The organism is Streptomyces sp. NRRL S-337, from assembly GCF_000720175.1.
Lineage (GTDB): Bacteria > Actinomycetota > Actinomycetes > Streptomycetales > Streptomycetaceae > Streptomyces > Streptomyces siderophoricus.
Genome location: NZ_JOIX01000127.1, coordinates 1 through 20,798 on the forward strand (window position 1 = coordinate 1; position 20,798 = coordinate 20,798).

Sequence of the window (20,798 nt, forward strand, 5' to 3'; positions counted from 1 at the left end):
ATACGAGATAGGAGTCCGTCTCGTGGGCTCGGAGATGTGTATAAGAGACAGCCCCCTCCAAGGAGTCGATGTCATGTCCTCCGTACTGCCACAGGAACCCGAGAACCGCGTGGGCATGCGCCGCGCGCTGGGGGTGAAGGACGGGGTGGCGATCGCCGCGTCCAGTACCGCGGCCACCACCAGCATCGGTATCGGGATGGGCTCGTTGGCCGCGTACGCGGGGCGGCAGACGCCCGCGCTGTTGCTGCTGGCGTGTCTGCCCATCCTCGGCATCGCGCTCTCGTACGCCCGGCTCAACCGCACCGAGCCGAACTGCGGCAGCGGCTACACCTGGGTCGGCCGGACGATCGGCCCCTGGCCCGGGTTCCTCACCGGGTGGGTGGTGCTGGTCGGCAATGTGGTCTTCATGGCGTACACGGGCGCGGTGACCGGGTCCGTGGTGCTGCAGTTCCTCAACAAGGCGGGCCTGCACAGCGTGTGGGGACTGCGGCTGGATCCGGGCTCGACCGGCATCAGTACCGCCGTGGGACTCGTCGCGCTGGTCGCCGTCACCATGACCGCCATCACGGGCGTACGTGCCGCGACCCGGCTGCAGTGGTGGCTGCTGGTCTTCGAGTACGCGGTGCTGCTGGTCTTCTGCGGCTATGCCCTGGTCGTCGGGGACCAGCCGTTCTCGCTGTCCTGGCTGAACCCGTTCGACATCGGCTCACCCCAGGCGCTGGCGCAGGGGATGGTGCTCGCGGTGTTCATCTACTGGGGCTGGGACGCGGCGTTCAGCGTCAATGAGGAGACCCGCAGCGCCTCGGACGCGGCCCGTGGCGGGCTGATCGCCCTGGTGGTGATGGCGGGCCTGTTCCTCATTGGCGCAGTCGCCTTCCAACGGGTGATGAGCACCGGCGAACTCGTCCGCAACGGGCCGCAGGCGCTCACCTTCCTCGGCGCCAAACTGGCCCCGGAGCCCTGGGCCTCGCTGCCGTTGGCGGCGCTGATGTGTTCCGCCTTCGCCTCCCTGCAGTCGAGCGTCATCCCCACCGCCCGCGGTGCGCTGGCGATGGCGCGCGACCGGACGCTCGGCCCGGTGTGGCAGCGGGTGCACCCCCGCTACGGCTCGCCCGCCGTCGGCACGCTCCTCGTCATGGCGATCGCCGCGCTGATCGCCGTCCTCGCCGTCGGCATCCCCCAGCTCAACGACATGATCCTCACCGCCGTGAACTCGATCGGTCTCACGGTGGCCCTCTACTACGGGCTCACCGCCCTCGCCTGCGCGGTGCGCTTCCGCGACAGCCTGCGCCAGGGTGTGGTCCGCGCGCTGCGGGACGTGGTCGTGCCCGCGGCGAGCGCGCTGGTGCTGTTCGGGCTCGGCGGCTACCTCGTCTGGGACTACGCGACGATGAGCGACCACTTCGCGATGAGCCCGGACAACGGCTGGTTCATGCTGACCCTGCCGGCCCTCTTCATCCTGCTGGGACTGGCGGCCGCGGCCTGGGCCAAGTGGGTACGGCACGCACCGTACTTCCGTACCGGGCGGGGGACGGACGCGGATGCGCTCACGTTGCCGATGGACGGGGACGGAGGCGGGGCCATCGCCCTGGCCTCGTCGCCTTCCTCCTTGCCCTCACCCTCACCTTCGGACGGCTGACGACCGAGGCGACAACAATGATCAGCAACCCACCACCAGAAGCCGGCAAGCGTAGGCCATAAGCCGTAAGCCGCCACCAGCAACCAGCACCGCCAACACCGCCAACACCAAAGCCACAACCCACACCCACCCACACCAACACCCCTGGAGCACCCGCAAGATGGCTGCGCGCACCCCTGCCCCCAACCCCGCCACCACCACCGCTCCCACCTCCACCACCGCTCCCACCTCTACTTCCCCCTCCCCCTCCCCCGCCGACCTCGTCTTCCTCTCCGGTCCCGTGCACACCGTTGACGCCGCGCGCAGCCGGGCCGGGGCGGTGGCCGTGCGCGGGGAGCGGATCGTCGCCGTCGGGCACGACGCGGACGTACGGGAGTTGATCGGGCCGGGAACGGAGGTCGTCGACCTCCACGGCAAGCTGCTGATCCCCGGCTTCCAGGACGCGCACGTGCATCCGGTGGGCGGCGGCATGGAGTTGGCGCAGTGCGATCTGAGCGCTGCGGAGACCGCGGACGCGTACCGGGAGCTGATCGGCTCGTACGCGGCCGCGCACCCTCAGGCGCCGTGGATCACCGGTGGTGGCTGGTCCCTGGAGGCCTTTCCCGGCGGGATGCCCACCCGCCAGTTCCTGGACGCCCTCGTACCGGACCGGCCGGTGTTCCTCGTCAACCGCGATCACCACGGTGGCTGGGCCAACTCCCGTGCCCTGGAACGCGCCGGGGTCACCGCCGGTACGCCGGATCCGTCCGACGGGCGGATCGAGCGGGAGGCCGACGGCCAGCCGTCCGGCATGCTGCAGGAGGGGGCGATGCGGCTGGTGGCGGACCTGATCCCGGAGCCGACGGTCGCCGAGCGGACCGCCGGACTGCTGAGGGCGCAGCGTCTGCTGCACAGTTACGGCGTGACCGCCTGGCAGGACGCGATGCTGGGCCGCGCTCCGGGCATCGCCGACGCCGTCCCCGCGTATGTGGCCGCCCAGAGCGAGGGCCGGCTGACCGCGCGGGTGACCGGGGCGCTGTGGTGGGACCGGGCTCGGGGCGCGGAGCAGATTCCCGAACTCATCGCCCAGCGCGAGGAGTTGACGGGCGGCCGGTTGCGGACGACGAGCGTGAAGATCATGCAGGACGGGATCGCGGAGAACCACACGGCGGCCATGCTCGGCCCCTACCTCACCGCGTGCGGCTGTGCCTCCGACAACAGCGGGATCTCGTTCATCGACCCGGAGGAGCTGCGGACGTACGTCACGCTGCTGGACGCGGAAGGGTTCCAGGTGCACTTCCATGCCCTGGGCGACCGGGCCGTGCGGGAGGCGCTCGATGCGGTCGAGGCGGCCCGGCAGACGAACGGGTGGCGCGACACCCGGCCGCATCTCGCGCATCTCCAGGTCGTCCACCCCGATGACGTGCCGCGTTTCCGCCGGCTCGGGGCGACGGCGAACATCCAGGCGCTGTGGGCGGCGCACGAGCCGCAGATGGACGAGCTGACGATTCCGTTCCTGGGGGCACAACGGGCGTCCTGGCAGTACCCGTTCGGTGATCTGCTGCGGTCAGGGGCCACGCTCGCGGCGGGCAGCGACTGGCCGGTCAGCTCGCCCGATCCGCTCGCCGCGCTGCACGTCGCGGTCAACCGCCGCATCCCGGAGGCGTCGCCCTCGGTGCCGGTCTTCCTGCCCGAGCAGCGGCTCGACCTGGGGTCGGCGCTGGCCGCCTACACGGCCGGCAGTGCCTACGCCAACCACCTCGACGAGACCGGCAGCATCCAGCCGGGCAAGCTGGCCGACCTGGTCGTCCTGGACCGGGACCCGTTCGACGGACCGCCGGAGGAGATCGCCGCGACCCGGGTTCTGCAGACGTTCGTCGGGGGGCAGCGGGTGTACGCGGCGGCTGACGCCTGAGGCCACGGGGGTCTTCTCTCCTCCCCCGCCTCCCCGTTGGGCGTTCCTCCACACCCGCGCCGCTTTCCCGGGCGTGGTTTCGGAGGACGTGCGGATAGTTCCGGATGGTCGGCCTCCGGTCTACTGAGGGAGGTCTGCGGACGGGGGAGAGATGGGCAGGGGTGCGGGGCCGGCAGGGTCGGACGTGGCGCGGGCGGGGACGGCGTGAAGGCGACGCGCTCCCGGTCGGCGTGGGCCGGGGTGCGGGCGGTGGTGGGGATCGCCGGGGTGGGCTTGCCGGTGCTCTCGTTCCTGGCGCGGCTGCCTGCCGCGCTGTGTCCGATCGGCACGCTGTTGCTGCTCACCGAGGTGGACGGGATCGGCCGGGCCGGCGTCGTGGCGGGGATGCTGTGGCTCGGGCAGGCGGTGGGCGGGGCGCCGGTCGGGCGGCTGGCCGACCGGCGGGGGCACCGGCCGGTGATCCTGGTGGCCTCGCTCGTCAACGCGGGCGTGATCGTGGCGCTGGTGGGGGCCGTGCTCGCCGGTCTGCCGGCGGCGGTGCAGGCCGTGCTGGCGGGACTGACCGGGGCGACGATGCCGCAGGTGGGGCCGCTGTCCCGGACGCGGTGGAGCGTGCTGACCGCGTCCCGTGCGGAGGGTCCCGGGCGGCGGGAGCCCGCCTCGGCCCCCAAGGAGCTCGCCGCGGCCCCGGCGGAAGGCCCCGACGGCCGGGAGCTCGCCTCGGCCCCTGCGGAGGGCCTTGAGGGACAGGACGTCGCCGCGGCCCGTCCGGCAGGCCCCGACGGGAAGGAGTTGACCGGGCGTGCGCTGTCCCTGGATACGACGATCGACGAGATCAGCTTCATGGTGGGGCCGGCGCTGGCGGCCACCGTCGTGGTCCTGTTCCACCCCGCGGCCGGCCTCCTGCTGGCAGCCGTGCTCGATGCCGTGTGCGGGGTGCTGTTCGCGGTGCATCCGACGGCTCCGGGACCGGTGCGGACCGGACGGGTGGCGGCCGCCGGGGTGCCGCTGGTGTCGTCCGGGCTGATCGTGTTGTGGGTGATGGCGCTGGGGCAGGGGGTGATCTGGGGCGGCGCGAACGCCGGTGTCAGCGCGCTGAGCAAGGAGCTGGGCGAGGCGGGCACGGCCGGGTTCGTGTGGGGCGGGATGGCGGTGACCAGCGCGCTGGCCGGGCTGGTGACGACGGCGTTGCCGGTGAAGCGGGATCTGACGGTACGGCTGCGGTGGGCGATCGTGGCGCAGACGCTGCTGGTGTTGCCGCTGCTGGCGGTGGACGGGTTCGTGGGGGCGTCGCTGGTGATCGCGGGGATCGGGGTGGCGGTGGCGCCGCATCTGATCGCGGTGTTCGGGCTCGGGGAGCGCATCGCGCCGGCCGCGCGGATGGGCGAGGCCATGGCCCTGCTGGGGTCCGGGCTGATCATCGGGCAGTGCGTGGCGGCGGTGATGGCCGGTCCGCTGGCCGGGGCGTACGGGTACCGGGCCGCGTTCTGGCTGAGCTGCGGGGCGGGGCCGGTGGCGTGTGCGGTGGCCCTGCTGTTCGTACGGGGACGGCGGTTCGGTCCGTTGCCCGGCGGGGCCGTGGGCGTTCCGCCGGCTCCGGTGGAGGCGGCGTGGGAGCCCACCGGCCGGTCCTCGTAGTGCCTGCCGCGCGGCGCCCGCCCTCAACTCGCCCCCGGCGACAGCACATTGGCGGCGGCCCGCCCATCCTCCCCCGTCGTGTGCTCCCTTGACGCCTCCGCCTCTCAGGCTTTAACTCACACCGGAAGTTAAGCCTTGAGGCCGTTCAGTAACTGAACATGGCCGGCCCTCGGCCTCCTCAGAGAGAGGCGTATCCGTCATGCGCATACTCCGAGCCGCGACCGTCTCCGCCCTCGTCACCGCGCTCGCCGCGGCGGCCTCGGGCTGCGGTGGCGGGACGAGCCCAGGGCGCGGGGGCAGTAACGATTCCCCGACGACGTTGACGTATTGGGCGTCCAATCAGGGGCCGAACGTCGAGGCGGACAAGAAGATCCTGGGCCCTGAGATGAAGAAGTTCGAGCGGCAGACGGGGATCAAGGTGAAGCTGGAGGTCATTCCCTGGCCCGATCTGCTGAACCGGATCCTGGCGGCCACCACGTCGGGTCAGGGCCCGGACGTGCTCAACATCGGCAACACCTGGTCGGCGTCGTTGCAGGCCACCGGCGCGCTGCTGCCGTGGGACAAGGAGAACTTCGCGGCGATCGGCGGGCGGGACCGGTTCGCGGCGCCGGCGCTGGCCGCGACGGGGGCGGCGGGCAAGGACCCGGCCGCGGTGCCGCTGTATTCGCTGACGTACGCGCTCTACTACAACAAGCGGATGTTCAAGGATGCCGGGATCGGCAAACCCCCGGCGACCTGGGGCGAGTTGGTCGCGGCGGGCAAGAAGGTGTCGAAGGACGGCAGGTGGGGGCTGGGGGCCGAGGGCGGGCAGCTGGCCAACAACGTCCACCAGGCGTTCGTGCTCGGCAAGCAGCGCGGTGCGGACTTCTTCGACGCGGCCGGCAAGCCGGCGTTCACCTCGGACGGTGCGGTCGCGGCGGTCGAGCAGTACGTCGATTTCATGGCCAAGGACAAGATCATCGCGCCGGGGAACGCCGAGTACGGCCAGAACCAGTCGTTGCGGGACTTCGCGACCGGCCGGACCGCGATGGTGCTGTGGCAGGCCGCGGCGACGACGTTCGCGGCGGACGGGATGAAGCGGTCGGACTGGGGCGTCGTACCGGTGCCGGTGCCGTCCGGCCGCCCGGGAGCCGGCCGGCGGACTAACTCGATGCTCGCCGGCATCAACGTCGCGGTCTTCAAGAACACCGACAACCTCGACGGCGCCCGGAAGTTCGTGAAGTTCCTGACGGGCGACGCCGAGCAGCGGCTGCTGAACAAGGCGTACGGTTCGATACCGCCGGTCAAGGCCGCCCAGCGGGACCCGGCGTTCGACCGGCAGGACACCAGGGTGCTGCGGGAGACGCTCACCAGGAGCGCCGCGCCGCTGCCGCAGATCCCCGATGAGGCGCAGTTCGAGACGTCGGTGGGCACTGCGATCAAGGACCTGTTCGCCGATGCGGCGGCCGGGCATCCGGTGACCACGGCGTCGGTGCGGGCCCGGCTGGCCGAGGCCGAGCAGCAGATGGCGAAGTGAGCGGGTCCGCTGTGGTGCGTTTCGCCCGGCTGCGCCGGGCCGGCCTGCCGTATGTGCTGTTGCTGCCCGCGCTGGTCGTGGAGGTGCTGGTCCATCTCGTGCCGATGGCGATCGGCGTCGTGATGAGTTTCCGGGAGCTGACCCAGTTCTTCCTCGGCAACTGGGGTGCGGCGCCCTGGAAGGGGCTGGGCAACTACCGGGTGGTCGTGGACGTGGACGCTCCGGTGGGTGCCGCGTTGCTGCACTCGTTCTGGGTGACCTGTGTGTTCAGTGTTGTGGCGGTCGGGCTGTGCTGGCTGCTCGGTACCGCGGCGGCGGTCTTCCTGCAGGAGGGTTTCCGCGGCCGGGGTCTGCTGCGGGCGGTGTTCCTCGTCCCGTACGCGCTGCCGGTCTACGCCGCGGTGATCACCTGGGCGTTCATGTTCCAGCGGGACGGCGGGCTGGTCAATCATGTGCTGCACGACCAGTTGCACCTCACCGGCGGCCGGCCGTTCTGGCTGCTGGGCGACAACAGCTTCGTGGCGCTGCTGGTGGTGGCCGTGTGGAAGACCTGGCCGTTCGCGTTCCTGGTGGTGATGGCCGCGTTGCAGGGCATTCCGAAGGAGCTGTACGAGGCGGCGGCGCTGGACGGGGCGGGGATGCTGCGGCAGCTGTGGCGGATCACGCTGCCGTCGCTGCGGCCGGTCAACCAGGTGCTGGTGCTGGTGCTGTTCCTGTGGACGTTCAACGACTTCAACACGCCGTACGTGCTGTTCGGGAAGGCCGCGCCGGAGTCCGCCGATCTGCTGTCGGTCCACATCTACCAGTCGTCGTTCGCCACCTGGAACTTCGGCACCGGTTCGGCGATGTCGGTGCTGTTGCTGCTGTTCCTGCTGGTGGTGACGGCCGGCTACCTGCTGGTGACGTCCCGCGGAAGGAAGCACGCCGATGGCTGACACCGCTGCCCGCGCGCCCCGCCCGGCCGTCCGTGCGCCGCGCCCGCCGGAACGCGGACGCCCCCGGGCCCGGCGCGGGGCCTCGCCCACCGCGCCGCCCCGGTCGTTCCGCTGGGCGCGCCGGATCTTCCTGACCGCGCTGACCGGCTTCGTGCTGCTGCCGGTGTACGTCATGCTGAGCAGTTCGCTGAAGCCGCTGCGGGACGTCTCGGGCGGGTTCCGGTGGCTGCCGAGCGGGCTGACCGTCCGGCCGTACCTCGACATCTGGCGGACCGTGCCGCTGGCGCACTACTTCGTCAATTCGCTGATCGTGGCGGGGTCGGCGACGGCCTGTTCGGTGGTGATCGCGGTGTTCGCGGCGTACGCGGTCAGCCGGTACCGGTTCCGCGGCCGGCGGGTGTTCACGGTGACGGTGCTGTCCACGCAGATGTTTCCGGGCATCCTCTTCCTGCTGCCGTTGTTCCTGCTCTACGTCAACCTCGGGAACGCCACCGGTGTGGCGCTCTACGGTTCCCGGGGCGGTCTGGTCCTGACGTATCTGACGTTCTCGCTGCCGTTCTCGATCTGGATGCTGGCCGGGTACTTCGCGTCGGTGCCGCGGGAGCTGGACGAGGCGGCGTACGTGGACGGCTGCGGGGCGCTGGGGGCGCTGCTGCGGGTGGTGGTGCCGGCCGCGCTGCCGGGGATCGTGGCGGTCGCGGTGTACGCGTTCATGACGGCGTGGGGCGAGGTGCTGTTCGCCTCGGTGATGACGAATGACACCACCCGCACGCTGTCGGTCGGGCTGCAGGGTTACGCCACGCAGAACGACGTGTACTGGAACCAGGTCATGGCCGCGTCGCTGGTGGTCAGCGTGCCGGTGGTGGCCGGGTTCCTGCTGTTGCAGCGCTTTCTGGTCGCCGGGCTGACCGCCGGGGCCGTCAAATGACCCGTGCCGAGAGGCCCTCCGTCGAGAGGAACGCCGTGACCGAACGGATCGATTTCGCCGCCCTGCCGGACGACTTCGTCTGGGGCGTGGCCACGTCGGCCTATCAGATCGAGGGGGCGGTCGACGAGGACGGCCGGGCGCCGTCCATCTGGGACACGTTCGCGCACACGCCGGGCCGGATCGACAACGGCGACACCGGGGAGGTGGCCTGCGACCACTATCACCGCTGGCGCGAGGACATCGCCCTGATGGGCCAACTCGGCGTCGGCGCCTACCGGTTCTCACTGTCGTGGCCGCGGATCGTGCCGCGGGGAGACGGCCGGGTCAATGCCGCGGGCCTGGACTTCTACGACCGGCTGGTGGACGGCCTGCTGGCGGCGGGCATCACGCCGTCCGCCACCTTGTACCACTGGGATCTTCCGCAGGCCCTGCAGGACCGCGGTGGCTGGCCGGTGCGGGAGACCGCCGAGCGGCTGGCGGAGTACGCGGCGGTGGTGGCCGGCCGGCTGGGCGACCGGGTGCGCCACTGGGCCACCCTCAACGAGCCGCTGTGCTCAGCGTGGATCGGGCATCTCGAAGGACGGATGGCGCCCGGGGTGACGGACCTCACGGCGGCGGTGCGGGCCTCGTACCATCTGCTGCTCGGTCACGGGCTGGCCGTGCAGGCGGTCCGCGCCCAGGCGCCGGACGCCGAGGTGGGCATCGTGAACAACCTCAGCACCGTGGAGCCCGCCACCGGTTCGGCGGCGGACGCGGCGGCGGCGCGGCGGATGGACGGGCACACCAACCGGTGGTGGCTGGATCCGGTGCACGGCCGCGGCTTCCCGGCGGACATGCGGGAGGTCTACGGCGTCGACCTGCCGGAGCGGGCCGGCGATCCGGAGGTCATCGCACAGCCGCTGGACTGGCTGGGGCTGAACTACTACTTCCCGGCCGTGGTGGCCGCCGACCCGGCCGGCCCGCCTCCGTACGCCCGCCCGGTGCACCGGCCGCAGGTGCCGCGCACGGGGATGGGCTGGGAGATCGACGCCGGCGGGATCGAGGCCCTGCTCATGCGGCTGACCAGGGAGTACGCGGCGCCGAGGATCTATGTCACCGAGAACGGCGCCGCGTATCCGGACGTGGTCCGGCCGGACGGGACGGTGCGGGATCCGGAGCGCACCGCTTACTTGCACGGGCATGTGGCGGCCTGCGCCCGGGCGGCCCGGCGGGGTGCGCCGCTCGCCGGGTACTTCGCCTGGACCCTGATGGACAACTTCGAGTGGGCCTACGGCTACGACAAGCGGTTCGGCCTGTTCCACGTCGACCACGCGACCCAGACCCGCACCCTGAAGGACAGCGGACGGCACTACGCGGGGCTGATCCGCCGGCACCGTCCTACTCGATGACCAGCTCGACCGGGATGTTGCCGCGGGTGGCCTTGGAGTAGGGGCAGAACTCGTGGGTGGCCTCGACCAGCCGGCGTCCGGTCTCGCCCGCCAGGGTGTCCGGCAGCTCCACCCGCATGACGACGCCGAGGCCGAAGCCCTCGCCGTCCTTGCCGAGGGAGACCTCGGCGGTGACCGACACGTCCTTGGTGTCGAGCTTCATGCGGCGGGCGACGTTGCTCATCGCGCTGGCGAAGCAGGCCGCGTAGCCGGCCGCGAAGAGCTGCTCCGGGTTGGTGCCGGCGCCGTTGCCGCCGAGCTCGGGCGGCAGGGCCAGGGCGAGGTCGATCGTGCCGTCGGAGCTGACGGCCCGGCCCTCGCGGCCGTTGGCGGTGGCGGCGGCGGTGTACAGCGCGTCCATCATGTGTCCCTTCACCTGCGGGGCGGCCGCTTCCCGGCCGTCCGACGGGTCCCACTGTCGCAGAGTTTTGCATTGTCCGCAACTAGATTGCGCACAACTTAAACGCCTGCCCGGCTAACCTGGACCCATGACCACGCTTCCGCCGGACGCCGAACTGCTCCGCCTCGACCACCAGGTCTGCTTCTCCCTGCACGCCGCTTCCCGGGCATTCGGCGGCGTCTACCGCGACGCCCTGAAGGACCTGGGCCTCACCTACCCCCAGTACCTCGTCATGCTGGTCCTGTGGGAGCACGGCGCACAGCCGGTCAAGGCCATCGGCGAGCGGCTCCGGCTCGACTCCGGCACCCTCTCCCCGCTGCTCAAGCGACTGGAGGCGGCCGGCCTGGTGCGCCGCGAGCGCAGCACCGAGGACGAGCGGTCGGTCACCGTCCACCTGACCCCGGCGGGCGACGAGCTGCGCGCGGCGGCCCTGCCGGTCCCCCGCCGGATACTGGCCGCCACCGGCCTGACCCTTGAGGAACTGCGCACGCTGCGGGGCCTGTTGGGGCGGGTGACCGGCGCACTCGACGCGTCCTGAGGCCCCGGGCGCCGCGGCCGGCCGGCCGGCGTGCCCGGCCCTGCCGACGCCCCCATCACCCCATTGAGTTACCACGGTTGGGGGCTCAACAGGACGAAGGCGTATAAAGAGTGGCCAAACCGCCGGGCCACCGGCGAGACCCGTCCATGACGCGGTGGGCGGCACGCCAACAAGCGGAGGAACGCCACGTGAATGCGGCAGAAGTTGTCCACGCCCGGCCGGTCCGGGGATGCCCCGTCCAGCGATTTCCGGTCACGGCGTGACGGCCCGCCGGCAGCCGTTCTCCGCGGCGGTGACGGGACTGGGCATGGTGACCGCGGCGGGCGCCACCGCCAAGGCCACCTGGCACTCGGTCACCCAGGACACCCGGCCCGGCGGGGTGCATCCGCACCCCGAACTCGCCGATCTGCCCTGTGACTTCATGTACACCTCCGACCTGGACACCACCGAGCAGCTCGGCGTGGCGGCCCAGCGGCTGATGGACCGCTTCTCGCAGCTCGCGGTGATCGCGGCCCGCGAGGCGATCGCGGACGCCCGCCTGGACCCGGAGACCTGGGACGGCTCCCGGGTCGCGGTGGTCATCGGCTCCGCACACGGCGGCCTGCCCTTCTACGACCAGCAGAGCGCGGCGATGGCCGAACGCGGCGCCCGCCGGGTCTCCCCCAAGCTCGCCCCGCTGACCGTCGTCAACGGCGCCGCCAGCAGCGTCTGCATGGACCTCGGGGTGCGCGGCCCCAGCCTGGGCGTGGCGACCGCCTGCTCCTCCGGGACCGTCGCCCTCGGCACCGCCCACCAGCTCCTGCGCACCGGGGCCTGCGACATCGCCATCGCCGGCGGTGCCGAGTCGCCGATCTCCCGGCTGCTGATCGCCAGCGCCTGCCGGATGAAGGCGGTCTCCACCCGGCGGGAGGACCCGGCCGCGGCCTGCCGGCCGTTCGACGCGGACCGGGACGGTTTCGTGGTCGGCGAGGGCGCCGGTCTGCTCGTACTGGAGCGGCCCGAGCACGCGGCGGCCCGCCGGGCGCCGGTCCGGGCGCACGTCAGCGGTTACGGGGCGTCCAGCGACGCCTATGCCGCGGTCGCCCCGGATCCCGACGGCAACGGCATCGAGCAGGCGCTGCGCACCGCGATGGCCGACGCGGGGGTGCGGCCCGGCGACGTCGGACACGTCAATGCGCACGGCACGTCGACGGTGGTCAACGACCTGATCGAGGCCACCATGCTGCGGCGGGTGATCGGCGAGCACCCGCTGGTCACGTCCACGAAGGCGATGACCGGCCACACGCTGGGCGCGGCCGGCGGCATCGAGACCGCGCTCACCGTGCTGGCACTGGAGGAGCAGCTGGTGCCGCCGACCGCGAACCTCGACGTGCCCGATCCGCAGTTGCCGCTGGAGATCGTGCGGCAGCAGCCGCGGCGGGCGTCCTTCGACTGTGCGGTCAAGACGTCGCTCGGCTTCGGCGGGCACAACGCGGCCCTCGTACTGACGCGCTAGGCGGCGGCGACGCAGGACGAGACGGTCCGGTCACTGTCGGTGCACGAAGTGGGCTTCGCCTACCGGCGGCTGCGTGCCGCGGCACCGGTCACCGAGCCGGTCGTGGTGCTGGGCGGGGCGCTGCAGGGGATGTTCGGCCGGCCGCAGAGGGAGGAGCGGCTGGGCCCGGTGGCGGACGTGGTGACCGCCGATCCGCCCGGGATGGGAACCGCCGATCCGCTGCCGCCGGGCCCGGCCCACGGTCTGCTGTGCGCCGCCCTGGAGCGGATCATCGACGACCTGGACGTGCCGGCCGGGGTGCGTGGCACGCTGGTCTTCGGCGGTGAGCACGACACGGTGACGTCCGCGGACCGGCAGCGGGCCTTCGCCGCGCGGATTCCCGGCAGCCGTTTCCTGACCGTCCCGACACCGATCACTGGGTGGTGCTCGAACGGGCCGAGGACGTCGCGGAGTTGGCGGCCCGGTTCTTCACCGACGGACCGCTGGAGTGCGCCCCCGCGCTCGCCCCGGTGCCCCGCCCGGCGCCGCCACCGGTCCGTTGCCCCGCCTCCCCGGAGCTCCTTTCCGTTGCGGTGGGACAGCCCCGGGTGACCGAGGCCCGAGATGCACCCCGGGTTTGTCCCCGGCGATAGGGGAAAGCGCCCCCTGCGGACTTCGCAGGGGGCGCTTTTTCGTTTTCGCGGGGGTCTGCGGGCCGGGCCGCGGGGTGTGAGCCGGGTAACTCCGGCGGGGGTCCCGAGCGGGGCGCGGGGGCGGTTCCGGGTGATGCCGGGCACGCGACGTACGTCACGTACGGCCATTCCTAGTCGAGTGCCGCAGGGAAGTGACGCCTGCAATTCGGGGGGAATCGGGAATTTATATCGGACATCTCTCCTCAAGTCACGAAGAGAGGTAGTACAACACCTCTTTGCCACCCTCCAGGGCGGGCGCTAACCATGTTCCGGGTAGCACCGAGAACGTCTGCGAACTCCGCCGGAGCGGCGAGCGCGGCAACGACCCTCGGTCCTCACGCGCCAACCGAAGGCCGCCTCCCCCGCCACCAAGCTCTGGAAGAGGTCACATCCGCATGTCCCGCTTCGCCCTGCCCCGCGCCGCCCGCAACGTCCGCATCACCCGCGCCCACAAGGCTTCCGCGGCGCTGGTGGCCACCGCGAGCTGCGCCGCCGCGCTGGCGTTCACCGCCGCGCCGAGCGATGCCGCGACCCCGTCCGCGCACGCACCGGCCGCGGTCAAGCCGGTCAGCGCCGACGGCATGCCGCTGACCGCCAAGGACCGTGCCGACGACGGCAAGAAGGACCGGGTCGTGGCGTCGTCCGTCGCCGACGGCCTGAAGGTCACCGCCGTCGAGAAGCAGGGGCGCACGGCCAAGAACGCCGCCAGCCGATCCGTCGAGCGCAAGACGATGGCCCAGGCGCCGAAGGCCACCCCCAAGGCCAAGCCGAAGGCCGCCCCCAAGCGCTACGCGAACAACCTCGACGGCTGGATCCGCCAGTCCCTCGACATCATGCACGCCAAGGGCATACCGGGCTCCTACGAGGGCCTGCACCGCAACATCATGCGCGAGTCCAGCGGCAACCCCAACGCCGTCAACGACTGGGACATCAACGCCATCAACGGCATCGTGGGGCCACTGCCGTTTCCCGGCCTCGGGGCCGGCCGTCAGTAGCGGCCGTGCCGGGCCGGGCCACCGCCGAAGAGCACGTCGAGCACGTCGCCGGCGAAGCGAAGTCCCGCCTCTTCCCTGGGAGAGAGGTGGTGGTGGTCGTCGACGGGCGCCGCGGCCGCGGACCCCGCGGCGAGGGCGCCGGTCACGAGAAGACCGGTGACAACAACGGCGATACGACGGAACATGAGCACTTCCCTACGGTGAGTGACGACTGCGTGGGTGTCACTGTCAGGGAGCCGGGGCCGCGCCGTCATGCGACAGTCCGGGGCGCTGCTGCGAACGGACCAGCAGCACCGCCGTATTGCCGTAGCGGGGGCGTCCCCAACGGCCGAGCCGGTACCGTGCCGCGGGGCGCACCGGCCGGAAATGCCCAGCGGTCTGCCGCACGTGAATTGGCGCACAAATGCCGCTCTTTTGGGCTCAGCAACAGTGCCCCGCACCACATTTATCGAATCCCGCTGGCCCACAACGGGCAGCCGGGCGGATGAATCGGCCGCGGCCGGTGCATGAAACGGCGTGGCCTGGCGGTAATTGCGGTGTGAGCCAGGCAACTTAAGCACCTCTATAACGCGGGCTTTCCGGCCGCTTCCAGGTGACCCGCGGCACGCGATGTACGTCACTTACGACCACGCCTAGTCGATGGAAGCCGCCGCTTTTCCAGGTCAACGCGGTGGGAATCGCTCATTACTTCAGAGAGCCGGGTTTCTCACGAAGATGGGTAGTACAGAGCACCATTGCCTCGATTCCGGACCGTCGCTAAACATGGATTCCGACGCGCCGAGAGCGAGTCGCGGTGAACGCCCCAACGGCGAACGCGGCAAAGACCTCCGGTACGCAACGCGCCGCCAAACAAGGCCGCTCCCCGATCCCGCACCTGGAAGAGGTCACTCTGCATGCCCAGCTTCACCCTGCCCCGCGCTGTCCGTATGACCCGCATCACCCGCACCCACAAGGTCGCCGTGGCCGTTCTGGCCGCCGCGGGTGCCACCTCGGGTCTGGCGCTCACCTCCGCCCCGGACACCGCACAGGCTGCGTCTGAGCACGCTCCGGCCGCGGTCAAGCCCGTCAGCGCCAACGGCCTGCCGGCCAAGAAGGCAGACGACGCCAAGACCGGCCGCCCGGTGACCGCCTCGGTCGCCGACCACATCAAGGTGACCGCGGTCGCCAAGCAGCACACCGCCCAGCAGGCCGCCAACCGCTCCGCCGGGCGCAAGGCCGTGAAGAGCTACCCGAACAACCTCGACGGCTGGATCCGCCAGGCGCTCGACATCATGCACGCCAAGGGCATCCCGGGCTCCTACGAGGGCCTGCACCGCAACATCATGCGCGAGTCCAGCGGCAACCCCAACGCCGTCAACGACTGGGACATCAACGCCATCAACGGCATCGCCATGAGGAGCAGCTTGCGAAGCGGCGGAATGGCGCGTTCGCCGCTGCGCGCGGAGCGGGCCCCGGCACAGCCGGGGCCCGCTCTGTTCCGTCCGGGGGCCGGCCCGGACGGCCCGGGTGACCGTCCCTGCCCGCCGGACGGGTGAGATGCGGGGCCGGTCGGCGGACTGACGGCCTGTTGGGCCATAGAGTCAGGCAGCTCTGCGTATAAGTCTCTTATCGGCAGAATTCTGCTCAAATCCTGCCGTACCTGACTCAACCGAAGGCCTCGGAGGCATGCGATGCCCTTGCGCAGATCCGGTCCGGCCCGCCGTAAAGTCGCCACGGCCGGAACGCTCGTTTCTCTCCTCTCCGTGCTCGCTCTGCCCCTCGCACTGCCCGGTTCGGCCACGGCGACCGATGCCGCGAAGAGACCCGCCCACCCCGACGCGGACTGGATGGGCTCCACCATCGCGCTCCACGAGGGCGTCGACCGGGCCGGCGGCATCGAGCCGCGGGCGTCGTACGGCAGGAGGGGGGTGGCCGGGGTCGACGTCTCCAGCCACAACCACAAGGTCGGCTGGTGGTCACTGCGCAGGTCGGGGGTGCGCTTCGCGTACGTCAAGGCCACCGAGGGGACCAACTACACCAACCCGTACTTCACCCAGCAGTACCGGGGCTCGTACAACTCCGGAATGATCCACGGCGCCTACCACTTCGCGCTGCCCGACCACTCCAGCGGTGCCACCCAGGCGCGCTTCTTCGCCAACCACGGCGGCGACTGGTCCCGGGACGGCAGGACACTGCCCGGCGCGCTCGACATGGAGTACAACCCCTACGGCGCGACCTGCTACGGCAAGAGCCACAAGGGGATGATCAACTGGATCCACGACTTCGTGCGCACCTACCGGGAGGAGGCCGGGCGCGACCCGGTCATCTACACGTCCACGAACTGGTGGAAGCGGTGCACCGGCAACTCCGGGAAGTTCGGCCGGAGCAATCCGCTGTGGATCCCGCGCTACGGCTCGTCCGTCGGCGCGCTGCCGGGCGGCTGGCGGTACCACAGCATCTGGCAGCACACCTCCTCCGGCCACCCGGTCGGCGACCGCAACCGCTTCAACGGCAGCTACAGCCGGCTGAAGGTCCTCGCGTACGGCGAGGACGACGACGACTGACCGGCGACCCCTCCACCGCTCTGCTTCCGGCCGGTCCCCGGCGCCCCGTGATCGGGCGCCGGGGACCGGCCGCTCGCCGTCCGGCGCCCCACCGGGCGTGCACCAGCACACCGCCGCACCGGCACCCGGCACCCGGTATCGACCACTCGATTCGAACAACGGGCAATTCCCGCGGCGCTACAACCTTTCCGTACCGATCCGGGTCCAACACTGCGAAATGACCACGCGACGCACCCATCCAACGGGGGTATTCCCATGAAGCGTTCACGTGCCATCGCAGGATCCGCCGTACTCGCCGTGGCAGGACTCGCCACGATGGCCACGGCGACCACCGCAACCGCCGCACCGACCGCCGCCGCGTACAACGGGGCCTGTGGCAGCGGCTACCGTGTGGTGAATTCCGTACCGGTCACCGGAAAGGGGACCGTGTACCTGACGTACAGCGCGAAGACCGGAAAGAACTGTGTCGTGACCGTGCGGAACAAGCCCGGAAAGCCGGTGTACGTCTACACGTATCTCACGGCCACCGACGGCAGTTCCGAGTGGGTTTACGACAGCGGGCAGTACACCTCCTACGCCGGTCCGGTGTATCTCCCGGCAAAGGGCCGGTGCGTGGACTGGGGTGGCGCGATCGAAACGGTGAGCGTCAGCGTTTCGGGCTCCAACTGCGGCCGGATGGCGCGCGGCGTGGTCACCCACCGCTGACCGCGCGGCGGCCGACGGCGGTCCCCGGCAGCCCGCCGGGGTCCGCCGTCAGCGCATGCCCAGCGCCCGCAGTGCCGAGCGCGCCGCGTTGTGACCGCACATCCCGTGGGCACCGGCGCCCGGCGGGGTCGCCGCCGAGCAGAGGTACACGCCGGGCACACCCGTCGCGTACGGGTCGAGCGCGATCCGCGGACGCATCGTCAGGTTCAGCGGGGTGTTGGCGCCGCCGATGATGTCGCCGCCCACGAAGTTGGCGTTGCCTCGCTCCAGGTCGGCGGTCGAGGTGGCGGTGAGACCGACGATCCGCTCGCGGGTGCCGGGGGCGAACCGCTCGAACTGCGCCAGCATCGCGGCCGTGGCGTCACCCCGGTAGCCGTGCGGCACATGGGCATACGCGGAGACCGGGTGGACGTCGCCGGCGGAACGGCCGGGGTCGGCGAGGTACTGCTGGGAGACCAGGAGGAACGGGCGCTCGGGCATCCGCCCGCGGTGGATCTGCCGTTCGGCGTCCGCGATCTGCGCGAAGCTGCCGCCGAGGTGGACGGTGCCGGCCCGCCGGCAGGCGTCGGCGCGCCAGGGCACCCCGCCCTCGACCGCCAGGTCGAGCTTGAAGGCGCCGGGGCCGTGCCGGTAGCGGGTGTAGGCGCGGCGTACCCGGGGCGGCAGCCGGTCGCCGACCACGGAGGCCGCGGCGGCCGGTGCCAGATCGAGCAACACCGTTGCGGCGGGCGGAAGTTGATCGAGGGAGCGAATGCTCACGCCGGTCTCGATCCGGCCACCGGCGGCGGTGAGGAGTCCGGCCAGTGCGCGGGCGATGGCGGCGGAGCCGCCCTTCGCGACCGGCCAGCCGAACCGGTGGCCGGCCGCGATGATCATGAGTCCGACGGATGCGGCGGCGGGCCCGTTCAGCGGTCCGAAGAGATGCGCCGCCACCCCGCCGTAGAGGCCGCGCGCCTCCTCCGTACGGAAGCGGCCGGCGAGCGCGGTGGCGGGCTGCAGGGCCCGCAGCCCGAAGCGGGCGAGCCGGACCGGATGCCGGGGCACCCGCAGGAGGGGCTTCATGACGGCGTCGGTGAGCACCTCGGCGTCGGCGGCCGGCGGACCGAACAGCCGCCGCCACACCGGACCGTCGGCGCCGAGCCCGTCCGCGGTCCGCGCCAGGGACCGGTACAGCGCCCCCGCGCCGCCGGAGTCGACCGGATGGGCGAGGTCGATCTCCGGCCAGCACCACTCCAGCCCGTGCGCCGCGACGTCCAGCGTGCGCAGGTAAGGCGAGCCGGCGCCCATCACATGCGTCGAGGAGCAGTGGTCGAACAGCAGGCCGGGGGCGAACAGCTCACCGCTGCGAACACCGCCGCCGATCTCGTCGGCAGCCTCGAAGAGCGTCACCTTCAGGCCGGCCTGTGCCAGCGTGACCGCCGCGGCCAGCCCGTTCGGTCCGGCGCCCACCACGACCGCCGCGTCACGTTCCCGTCCCACCCGTTTCGTCATGCCGTCAGCATGCCAAGGCGTACCCGGAACCGCCGTGCGGGGGTACGGAGTTCACGCCGGACGGGTGCCGGCCGCGGCCTCGGCGGCGGCCGCGATGTTGCGGGCCATGCCGCCGAACACCACGGCGTGGAAGGGCGTGACGCACCACCAGTACGCATGGCCGGTCAGGCCGTGCGGATGGAACAGCGCCCGCTGGGCGTAACGCGTGCGGCCCTCGGCGTCGCGGCCGACCGTCATCTCCAGCCAGGCCAGGCCGGGCAGCCGCATCTCGGCGCGCAGTCGCAGCAGCCGCCCGGGCTCGGCCGCCTCGACGCGCCAGAAGTCGAGCGAGTCGCCGACCCGGAGGCGGCGGGCGTCCCGTCTGCCGCGGCGCAGTCCCACCCCGCCGGCCAGCCGGTCCAGCCAGCCGCGCACCGCCCAGGCGAGCGGGGAGGAGTACCAGCCGTGTTCCCCGCCGATGCCCTCCACGACCTGCCAGAGCGTCTCCGGCGGGGCGTTGACGGTGACCTCCCGCCGGTCGGTGTAGAGGCTGCCGCCGGCCCAGTCGGGGTCGGTGGGCAGCGGGTCGCTGGGCGCGCCCGGTACGGCGGCGCCGGACCAGCGGGTGGCGACCTGGGCGTCCCGCACCCGGCGCAGTGCCAGGTCCAACGCGTCGTCGAAGGGCAGCGGGTGGCCCGGCGGGTCCGGGTCGGGAACGTAGCGGGCGATGTCGTGTTCGTGACAGACGACCTCGTGGCGCAGCGACTCGGCCAGCGGCCGGGCGATGCCCGGCGGGACGGGGGTGACCAGGCCGATCCAGAGGCTCGACAGGCCGGGGGTGAGCACCGGAACGGGCAGGATGAGCCGTTCCGGCAGTCCGGCGGCCCGCGCGTAACGCTGCATCATGTCGCGGTAGGTGAGGACGTCCGGCCCGCCGATGTCGAAGGTCCGGCTGACGTCGGCGGGGAGCCGGGCACACCCGACCAGATACCTCAGCACGTCACGGACGGCGATGGGCTGGATGCGGGTACGCACCCAGCTCGGCGTGATCATGAGCGGCAGCCGTTCGGTGAGGTAGCGCAGCATCTCGAAGGAGGCGGAACCGGAGCCGATGATGACGGCGGCGCGCAGCACGGCGGTGGGCACGCCGGAGGCCAGCAGGATGTCGGCGACCTCGGCCCGGGAGCGCAGGTGGGGCGAGAGGTCCCGCTCGGGGATGCCGCGCGGGGTGAGTCCGCCGAGGTAGACGATGCGGCCCACGCCGGCGGCGCGGGCCTCCTCGGCGAAGATCCGGGCGGCTCGCCGATCGGTCTCCTCGAACCGCCGGCCGGTGCCGAGGGCATGCACGAGGTAGTACGCGACGTCGACGCCGGCCAGCGCACGGCGCATCGAGGCGGCGTCGGTGACGTCGCCGCGGACGATCTCCACCTCGCCGGCCCAAGGGTGGTCGCGCAGCTTCTCGGGTGTCCTGGCCAGCGCCCGGACGGCGTATCCGGCGGCGAGCAGCTCGGGCACCAGGCGGCCGCCGAGATAGCCGGTGGCGCCGGTGACCAGGGCGTCGCCCATGGCTGGCCTCCCCACGTACTCGGCTGTCCCGCCGTGGTGGTTTCTCGGCGTTGCGCGCTTTGCGGCGCCCCGTACGTACCTGTCTTTCCCGCCGCGGGGCTTGCTCGCGGTTGTGCTTTGCGGCGCCCCCGCACGTACCAGTCTGTCCCACCACGGGGCATCCCGCCGTTTCGCGCTTTGCGGCGCCTCCGTACGTAGCTGTCTGCGGCGCCGCGGGGCTCGCTCGCCGTTGCGCTTTGCGGCGCCTCCCACGTACCTGTCTTTCCCGCCGCGGGGCTTGATCGCCGTTGCGCTTTGCGGCGCCTCCCACGTACCTGTCTTTCCCGTCGCGGGGCTTGTTCGCCGTTGCGCCTGCGGCGGGCTGGGTTGTTGTGGGTGCGGTGACGGGCCTGCGGGGCCGGTGTTTGGGACTGCTGTCGCTTTACGTCCCAAACACCG

General features: G+C 71.9%; 17 protein-coding genes and 1 pseudogene. 14 read left to right on the forward strand and 4 right to left on the reverse strand.

The annotated features are described in order from the left end of the window. The first annotated feature begins 73 nt into the window (after positions 1–73). The 7 genes from IG62_RS0139725 to IG62_RS0139755 all read left to right on the forward strand — a co-directional run bounded on the left by IG62_RS0139725 (position 74) and on the right by IG62_RS0139755 (position 9,938). On the forward strand, positions 74–1,639 hold the full coding sequence (locus IG62_RS0139725) for an APC family permease (RefSeq protein ID WP_234326932.1): 1,566 nt from the start codon (positions 74–76) through the stop codon (positions 1,637–1,639). A gap of 160 nt (positions 1,640–1,799) precedes the next feature. Beyond that, positions 1,800–3,533, forward strand: a complete 1,734-nt coding sequence (locus IG62_RS0139730) for an amidohydrolase (protein WP_078872516.1) — start codon at positions 1,800–1,802, stop codon at positions 3,531–3,533. Positions 3,534–3,737: 204 nt separating this feature from the next. Continuing rightward, positions 3,738–5,171, forward strand: a complete 1,434-nt coding sequence (locus IG62_RS42805; protein ID WP_051799206.1) for an MFS transporter — start codon at positions 3,738–3,740, stop codon at positions 5,169–5,171. 199 nt (positions 5,172–5,370) lie between these two features. Further along, positions 5,371–6,687, forward strand: coding sequence for an ABC transporter substrate-binding protein (locus IG62_RS0139740; protein ID WP_030815758.1), 1,317 nt, complete (start codon positions 5,371–5,373; stop codon positions 6,685–6,687). Next, positions 6,684–7,622 (forward strand): carbohydrate ABC transporter permease, encoded by a 939-nt coding sequence (locus tag IG62_RS0139745; protein WP_051799208.1) that lies wholly within the window; start codon positions 6,684–6,686, stop codon positions 7,620–7,622. The genes IG62_RS0139740 and IG62_RS0139745 overlap by 4 nt, the downstream gene beginning before the upstream one ends. Beyond that, positions 7,615–8,550: a carbohydrate ABC transporter permease gene (locus tag IG62_RS0139750; protein ID WP_030815765.1), complete on the forward strand. Its 936-nt coding sequence runs from the start codon at positions 7,615–7,617 to the stop codon at positions 8,548–8,550. The genes IG62_RS0139745 and IG62_RS0139750 overlap by 8 nt, the downstream gene beginning before the upstream one ends. Further along, positions 8,547–9,938 carry a GH1 family beta-glucosidase gene (locus IG62_RS0139755; RefSeq protein WP_051799210.1) on the forward strand — a complete coding sequence of 464 codons (1,392 nt, stop codon included), beginning with the start codon at positions 8,547–8,549 and terminating at the stop codon, positions 9,936–9,938. The genes IG62_RS0139750 and IG62_RS0139755 overlap by 4 nt, the downstream gene beginning before the upstream one ends. Here the strand turns inward: IG62_RS0139755 and IG62_RS0139760 are convergent. Further along, the gene (locus tag IG62_RS0139760; RefSeq protein ID WP_030416450.1) at positions 9,928–10,338 is read right to left on the reverse strand and encodes an organic hydroperoxide resistance protein; all 411 of its coding nucleotides are present in this window, start codon (positions 10,336–10,338) and stop codon (positions 9,928–9,930) included. The two genes, IG62_RS0139755 and IG62_RS0139760, sit on opposite strands and share 11 nt — an antisense overlap. Positions 10,339–10,465: 127 nt before the next feature. On the opposite strand from IG62_RS0139760, the gene IG62_RS0139765 reads away from it, so the two are divergent. The 4 genes and pseudogenes from IG62_RS0139765 to IG62_RS0139780 all read left to right on the forward strand — a co-directional run bounded on the left by IG62_RS0139765 (position 10,466) and on the right by IG62_RS0139780 (position 14,076). After that, positions 10,466–10,915, forward strand: a complete 450-nt coding sequence (locus IG62_RS0139765; protein WP_030815773.1) for a MarR family winged helix-turn-helix transcriptional regulator — start codon at positions 10,466–10,468, stop codon at positions 10,913–10,915. A 229-nt stretch (positions 10,916–11,144) separates the two neighbouring features. Continuing rightward, the gene (locus IG62_RS0139770) at positions 11,145–12,410 is read left to right on the forward strand and encodes a beta-ketoacyl-[acyl-carrier-protein] synthase family protein (RefSeq protein WP_051799211.1); all 1,266 of its coding nucleotides are present in this window, start codon (positions 11,145–11,147) and stop codon (positions 12,408–12,410) included. A 33-nt stretch (positions 12,411–12,443) separates the two neighbouring features. Then, positions 12,444–13,042: pseudogene (locus tag IG62_RS42810) on the forward strand (alpha/beta fold hydrolase). A 434-nt stretch (positions 13,043–13,476) separates the two neighbouring features. Then, positions 13,477–14,076 (forward strand): lytic transglycosylase, encoded by a 600-nt coding sequence (locus tag IG62_RS0139780; RefSeq protein ID WP_234326933.1) that lies wholly within the window; start codon positions 13,477–13,479, stop codon positions 14,074–14,076. Here IG62_RS0139780 and IG62_RS0139785 read toward each other — a convergent pair. Then, positions 14,070–14,261: a hypothetical protein gene (locus IG62_RS0139785; RefSeq protein WP_030815781.1), complete on the reverse strand. Its 192-nt coding sequence runs from the start codon at positions 14,259–14,261 to the stop codon at positions 14,070–14,072. The genes IG62_RS0139780 and IG62_RS0139785 overlap by 7 nt on opposite strands. Before the next feature lie 708 nt (positions 14,262–14,969). Between IG62_RS0139785 and IG62_RS0139790 the strand changes: the two genes are divergently transcribed. The 3 genes from IG62_RS0139790 (at position 14,970) to IG62_RS0139800 (ending at position 17,324) form a co-directional block, all read left to right on the forward strand. Then, positions 14,970–15,611 carry a lytic transglycosylase gene (locus tag IG62_RS0139790; protein WP_234326934.1) on the forward strand — a complete coding sequence of 214 codons (642 nt, stop codon included), beginning with the start codon at positions 14,970–14,972 and terminating at the stop codon, positions 15,609–15,611. A gap of 135 nt (positions 15,612–15,746) precedes the next feature. Further along, positions 15,747–16,619: a lysozyme gene (locus IG62_RS0139795; RefSeq protein WP_030815788.1), complete on the forward strand. Its 873-nt coding sequence runs from the start codon at positions 15,747–15,749 to the stop codon at positions 16,617–16,619. A 255-nt stretch (positions 16,620–16,874) separates the two neighbouring features. Continuing rightward, on the forward strand, positions 16,875–17,324 hold the full coding sequence (locus IG62_RS0139800; RefSeq protein WP_030815792.1) for a hypothetical protein: 450 nt from the start codon (positions 16,875–16,877) through the stop codon (positions 17,322–17,324). Between the two features lie 48 nt (positions 17,325–17,372). Here IG62_RS0139800 and IG62_RS0139805 read toward each other — a convergent pair whose 3' ends face one another. Beyond that, positions 17,373–18,815, reverse strand: coding sequence for a phytoene desaturase family protein (locus IG62_RS0139805; RefSeq protein WP_030815795.1), 1,443 nt, complete (start codon positions 18,813–18,815; stop codon positions 17,373–17,375). A 51-nt stretch (positions 18,816–18,866) separates the two neighbouring features. Further along, complete coding sequence (locus IG62_RS0139810) at positions 18,867–20,360, reverse strand: SDR family oxidoreductase (protein WP_030815800.1); 1,494 nt, start codon at positions 20,358–20,360, stop codon at positions 18,867–18,869. Positions 20,361–20,798: the final 438 nt, after the last annotated feature.

Coding starts and splice junctions, on each gene's coding strand:
- IG62_RS0139730 (WP_078872516.1), top strand. CDS start 1,800: ATGGCTGCGCGCACCCCTGCCCCCAACCCCGCCACCACCACCGCTCCC.
- IG62_RS0139790 (WP_234326934.1), top strand. CDS start 14,970: ATGCCCAGCTTCACCCTGCCCCGCGCTGTCCGTATGACCCGCATCACC.
- IG62_RS0139785 (WP_030815781.1), bottom strand. CDS start 14,261: ATGTTCCGTCGTATCGCCGTTGTTGTCACCGGTCTTCTCGTGACCGGC.
- IG62_RS0139770 (WP_051799211.1), top strand. CDS start 11,145: ATGCCCCGTCCAGCGATTTCCGGTCACGGCGTGACGGCCCGCCGGCAG.
- IG62_RS0139740 (WP_030815758.1), top strand. CDS start 5,371: ATGCGCATACTCCGAGCCGCGACCGTCTCCGCCCTCGTCACCGCGCTC.
- IG62_RS0139725 (WP_234326932.1), top strand. CDS start 74: ATGTCCTCCGTACTGCCACAGGAACCCGAGAACCGCGTGGGCATGCGC.
- IG62_RS0139800 (WP_030815792.1), top strand. CDS start 16,875: ATGAAGCGTTCACGTGCCATCGCAGGATCCGCCGTACTCGCCGTGGCA.
- IG62_RS0139750 (WP_030815765.1), top strand. CDS start 7,615: ATGGCTGACACCGCTGCCCGCGCGCCCCGCCCGGCCGTCCGTGCGCCG.
- IG62_RS0139755 (WP_051799210.1), top strand. CDS start 8,547: ATGACCCGTGCCGAGAGGCCCTCCGTCGAGAGGAACGCCGTGACCGAA.
- IG62_RS0139795 (WP_030815788.1), top strand. CDS start 15,747: ATGCCCTTGCGCAGATCCGGTCCGGCCCGCCGTAAAGTCGCCACGGCC.
- IG62_RS0139765 (WP_030815773.1), top strand. CDS start 10,466: ATGACCACGCTTCCGCCGGACGCCGAACTGCTCCGCCTCGACCACCAG.
- IG62_RS0139810 (WP_030815800.1), bottom strand. CDS start 20,360: ATGGGCGACGCCCTGGTCACCGGCGCCACCGGCTATCTCGGCGGCCGC.
- IG62_RS0139780 (WP_234326933.1), top strand. CDS start 13,477: ATGTCCCGCTTCGCCCTGCCCCGCGCCGCCCGCAACGTCCGCATCACC.
- IG62_RS0139805 (WP_030815795.1), bottom strand. CDS start 18,815: ATGACGAAACGGGTGGGACGGGAACGTGACGCGGCGGTCGTGGTGGGC.
- IG62_RS0139760 (WP_030416450.1), bottom strand. CDS start 10,338: ATGGACGCGCTGTACACCGCCGCCGCCACCGCCAACGGCCGCGAGGGC.